The organism is Qipengyuania sp., assembly GCF_043423005.1.
Taxonomy (GTDB): domain Bacteria; phylum Pseudomonadota; class Alphaproteobacteria; order Sphingomonadales; family Sphingomonadaceae; genus Qipengyuania.
Window position 1 is genome coordinate 1 of the sequence record NZ_JBHWMI010000069.1, and the last position, 4,853, is coordinate 4,853.

Consider the following 4,853-nt stretch of genomic DNA (forward strand, 5'->3'; position numbering starts at 1 on the left):
GGAGTCGGGAGGCGCGCAACGTCGCCACCTATGGTTCGGCGCGATGGGCGGAGGATCGCGAAATCCGCGCCGCCGGTCTGCTCGGCCCCGATGGCGTGGTGCTCGGCAGATACGACCGGCACTATCTGCGCCATGACGGGCCGGAGCATGTGTTGTGCTTCGCCCCGACTCGCAGCGGCAAAGGTGTCGGGCTGGTGGTACCGACGCTGCTGACGTGGCCGGGAAGCTGCATTGTCCACGACATCAAGGGCGAGAACTGGACTCTGACGGCCGGCTTTCGCGCCCAGCATGGCCGCGTCCTGCTGTTCGATCCCACGAACGCCAGATCGTCCGCCTACAATCCGCTGCTCGAAGTGCGGCAGGGGGAATGGGAAGTCCGCGACGTGCAGAACATCGCGGATATTCTGGTCGATCCCGAAGGCAGTCTCGACAAGCGCAACCATTGGGAAAAGACCAGCCATTCGCTGCTGGTCGGCGCGATCCTGCATGTTCTCTATGCGGAGAAGGACAAGACCTTGGCGGGCGTCGCCAACTTCCTGTCCGATCCCCGCCGCCCGGTCGAGGCAACCTTGCGCGCGATGATGGACACGCCGCATCTCGGCGAAGCAGGCGCTCATCCCGTCATCGCGTCGTCCGCCCGCGAACTGTTGAACAAATCCGAGAACGAGCGGTCGGGCGTGCTCTCCACCGCCATGTCGTTTCTCGGCCTCTACCGCGATCCCGTGGTGGCGCGGGTGACGGCGCGGTGCGACTGGCGCATTGCCGACCTGGTCGGCAGCCGCCAGCCCGTCACGCTCTATCTGGTCGTGCCGCCATCCGACATAAACCGCACCAAGCCGCTCATTCGCCTGATCCTCAACCAGATCGGCAGGCGGTTGACCGAGGAACTGACCACCTCCGGCAAGCGCCATCGGCTGCTGTTGATGCTGGACGAGTTTCCGGCGCTCGGCCGGCTCGACTTCTTTGAATCGGCGCTCGCCTTCATGGCGGGGTATGGAATCAAAGGCTTCCTGATCGCGCAGAGCCTCAACCAGATCGAGCGCGCCTATGGCCCGAACAACGCGATCCTCGACAACTGCCATGTGCGCGTCAGCTTCGCCACGAACGACGAAAGGACGGCCAAGCGGGTGAGCGACGCACTCGGCACCGCGACCGAACTGCGCGACTCCACCAACTACGCCGGGCACAGATTGGCCCCGTGGCTTGGGCATCTCATGGTTTCACGGCAGGAGACGGCCCGCCCGCTACTCACGCCGGGCGAAATCATGCAGCTTCCGCCCACCGATGAAATCGTGATGGTCGCGGGCACACCGCCGATCCGCGCGACCAAGGCCCGCTATTTCGAGGACGCGCGGTTGCAGGAACGCATCCTGACCCCGCCCGATCTGGTCGCCGCTCCGCTGGCGCCCAGTCCATCCGCCGATGATTGGTCCGGCCGTGTGGTCGCGGCGGAAAGCCATTCCGCGACCGACGCCGCACACGGGGCCGAGGGCGATCCGGCCAATGCTGGCATCCGCCGCGAGCCGGAGCTGCCTGAGCATGAGGAAATCGTCGCCCCGCCGCCATCACCCGAACAGGAGTTCGAGTTTGTGGACGACGAGCCGGACGTTGACGCGGCCAAGGCCCGCGCCATGCGCCAACGTATGAGGATGGTCGCGCGGCAGGTCGCATTGAACCCCGATGACGGAATCGACCTTTGAGGACACGACCATGGCAACCAGAACCCGCCTGAATCTCTATTTCGACCCCGCGCTCATTCCGCAGATCGAAGCGATGGCGCTGCGCCGCTCGGTGGCGCTGCGCCGTAATGTCTCAAAATCCGCCATCGTGGAGGCGGCGGTCATATCTTACCTGTCCGGCGATGCCGACGACCAGCTTGAAGCCGCCATGTCTCGCCGCTTGGATAAACTCGGCCGCCAGATCGACACGCTCGACCTAGATCTCGCCGTCCTCGGCGAGACGGTCGCGCAGTTCATCCATTTCTGGATGACCATCACACCGCCGCTTACGGGAGCCGCACAATCCGCTGCCCGAGCGAAAGGCGCGGAGCGGTTCGAGGGCTTCATGCAAAATCTCGGCCGGCGTCTGGCGACGGGCGACAGGTTCCTCAAGGAGCTGTCGCGTGACCTCGACTCACTTCCCGACGATCAGTTGCCGGACGAGTCCGAGAGCAACGGCGATCAAGAATGAGTATTCGGACCCATCCTATTTACCGCCGTTCGCCGCCGATCACCGCCGCCTCATAGATACTTGTTGAACCGGCCGCATTTCGGTCTCTCTTAATCGACCCCGATCTGGGGATTGCCTGTCGCGCCCCATGAAGAAACGGGGCCGACATGACCACCAACCACCAAAAACCGGAATCCATCGCGCGCGGCGCGCGCATGTTGCGCACCGCGCTTGGGCCGGCAATCGCGCGCCTGCTCGAAGACTCGGCCGTGGTCGAGGTGATGCTGAATCCCGATGGCCGCCTTTGGGTGGACCGGCTTTCCGAAGGGCTGTCCGACACGGGCGAGCGCCTGTCCGCCGCCGATGGCGAACGCATCGTGCGCCTGGTGGCCCATCATGTCGGCGCGGAGGTTCACGCCCGCAGCCCGCGCGTCTCGGCCGAGCTTCCCGAAACCGGCGAGCGGTTCGAGGGGCTACTTCCGCCAGTCGTCGCCGCGCCCGCCTTCGCCATCCGCAAGCCCGCCGTCGCGGTGTTCAGCCTCGACGACTATGTGGCCGCCGGCATCATGACCGCCGACCACGCGGAAACGCTGCGCGCCGCTGTCCAGTCCCGCGCCAACATTCTCGTGGCGGGTGGCACCAGCACCGGCAAGACCACGCTGACCAACGCGCTGCTCGCCGAGGTGGCGAAGGGCGCGGATCGTGTCGTCATCATTGAGGACACCCGCGAGCTGCAATGCGCCGCGCCCAATCTGGTGGCGATGCGAACGAAGGATGGCGTCGCCAGCCTGTCGGACCTTGTGCGGTCCTCGCTGCGCCTGCGCCCCGACCGCATCCCCATCGGCGAGGTGCGCGGCCCAGAAGCCCTCGACCTGCTCAAAGCCTGGGGAACCGGACACCCCGGCGGCATCGGCACCATCCATGCCGGTTCTGGCATCGGCGCGCTCCGTCGCCTTGAACAGCTCATCCAGGAGGCTGTCGTCACGGTCCCGCGCGCCCTGATCGCGGAAACCATCGACCTTGTTGCCGTCCTCGCCGGGCGCGGTTCCGCGCGCCGGCTGGCCGAACTCGCCCGCGTCGAAGGGCTGGGGCCGGACGGCGATTACCGCATCACCCAAGCCAACCCCAGCACAGGAGAATCTTCATGATCCGCACGATTTCGCGCGGCTATCGCTTCGCCGCGACCGCCGCATCCACCCTTGCCATCAGCCTCATGCTCGCCCCGGCCGCCCATGCGTCGGGATCGTCGATGCCGTGGGAGCAGCCGCTTCAGCAAATCCTTCAGTCCATCGAGGGGCCGGTCGCCAAGATCGTCGCCGTCATCATCATTATCGCCACCGGCCTGACGCTGGCCTTCGGCGACACCAGCGGCGGCTTCCGCAGGCTGATCCAGATCGTGTTCGGCCTGTCCATCGCCTTCGCGGCGTCGAGCTTCTTCCTGTCGTTCTTCTCGTTCGGCGGCGGGGCGCTCGTTTGATGGCGGGCGGCCTCGAACAACTGGACGCGGTGCCAGGCTTTACGGTGCCGGTCCACCGGGCGCTGACCGAGCATATCCTGCTCGGCGGCGCACCGCGCTCCATCGCCATCATGAACGGAACGCTGGCCGGGGCCGTGGGCCTCGGCCTGCGCCTCTGGCTGGTCGGCATCGCCATTTGGGCCATCGGGCATTTCGCGGCCGTGTGGGCGGCGAAGCGCGATCCCCAATTCGTCGAGGTCGGGAGGCGGCATCTGCGCATCCCCGGCCATCTGGCGGTGTGAGGGCGCGGCCATGATGAACCTTGCCGAATACCGCCGCACCGCCACCCGGCTCTCCGACTATCTGCCCTGGGCCGCATTGGTCGGCTCGGGTGTCGTCTTGAACAAGGACGGCTCATTCCAGCGCACCGCGAAGTTTCGCGGTCCCGATCTGGATTCCGCCGTCGCCGCCGAGTTGGTCGCCGTCGCGGGTCGGATCAACAACGCCGTGCGCCGCCTCGGATCGGGCTGGAGCATCTTCGTCGAGGCACAGCGCAGCGAAGCCGCGACCTATCCCGACAGCATGTTTCCCGATCCCGCATCGGCGCTGGTCGATGCCGAGCGGAAAGCCGGTTTCGAGGAAGCGGGCGCGCATTATGTGTCCGGCTATTTCCTGACCTTCCTCTGGCTGCCGCCTGCCGAGGAAGCGGCGCGGGCGGAAAGCTGGCTCTATGAAGGCCGCGAGCAATCGGGCGTGAACCCGCACGAGCTGCTGCGCGGTTTCGTGGACCGCACCGACCGCGTTCTGGCGCTGCTCGACGGCTTCATGCCCGAGTGCCGTTGGATGGATGACGGCGCGACGCTCACCTATCTCCATTCGACGGTTTCCACGAACCGGCATCGCGTCCGCGTCACGGAAGTGCCGATGTATCTGGACGCGCTGCTGGCCGACGCGCCGCTGACCGGCGGGCTGGAGCCGCGCCTTGGCGACGCGCATCTGCGCGTGCTGACCATCGTGGGATTCCCGACCGCGACGACGCCGGGCCTGCTCGACGAAATGAACCGGCTGCCGTTCCCATATCGGTGGAGCACCCGCGCGATCCTGCTCGACAAGACCGATGCGACGCGGCTGCTCACAAAGATCAGGCGGCAATGGTTCGCCAAGCGCAAGTCCGTCGCCGCGATCCTCAAGGAAGTGATGACCAACGAGGCGTCCGCCCTTGTGACTG

5 protein-coding genes and 1 pseudogene are annotated in these 4,853 nt (G+C 66.2%); all 6 read left to right on the top strand.

Translation table 11 applies throughout. From position 1 onward, the window contains the following. Positions 1-1,700, top strand: a 1,700-nt coding sequence (locus ACHFFA_RS10510; protein ID WP_394270798.1) for a conjugal transfer protein TraG, incomplete at its 5' end; no start/stop codon positions are given. Between the two features lie 10 nt (positions 1,701-1,710). Then, positions 1,711-2,190, top strand: a complete 480-nt coding sequence (locus ACHFFA_RS10515) for a CopG family transcriptional regulator (RefSeq protein ID WP_394270800.1) — start codon at positions 1,711-1,713, stop codon at positions 2,188-2,190. Positions 2,191-2,336: 146 nt separating this feature from the next. Beyond that, on the top strand, positions 2,337-3,317 hold the full coding sequence (gene trbB / locus ACHFFA_RS10520; RefSeq protein ID WP_394270799.1) for a P-type conjugative transfer ATPase TrbB: 981 nt from the start codon (positions 2,337-2,339) through the stop codon (positions 3,315-3,317). Continuing rightward, positions 3,314-3,646, top strand: coding sequence for a TrbC/VirB2 family protein (locus ACHFFA_RS10525; protein WP_252913900.1), 333 nt, complete (start codon positions 3,314-3,316; stop codon positions 3,644-3,646). Before trbB ends, ACHFFA_RS10525 begins: the two co-directional genes overlap by 4 nt. Next, positions 3,646-3,927 (top strand): VirB3 family type IV secretion system protein, encoded by a 282-nt coding sequence (locus ACHFFA_RS10530; protein WP_271258276.1) that lies wholly within the window; start codon positions 3,646-3,648, stop codon positions 3,925-3,927. Before ACHFFA_RS10525 ends, ACHFFA_RS10530 begins: the two co-directional genes overlap by 1 nt. A 10-nt stretch (positions 3,928-3,937) precedes the next feature. Next, positions 3,938-4,853, top strand: a pseudogene (locus ACHFFA_RS10535) (conjugal transfer protein TrbE); the annotation flags it as partial.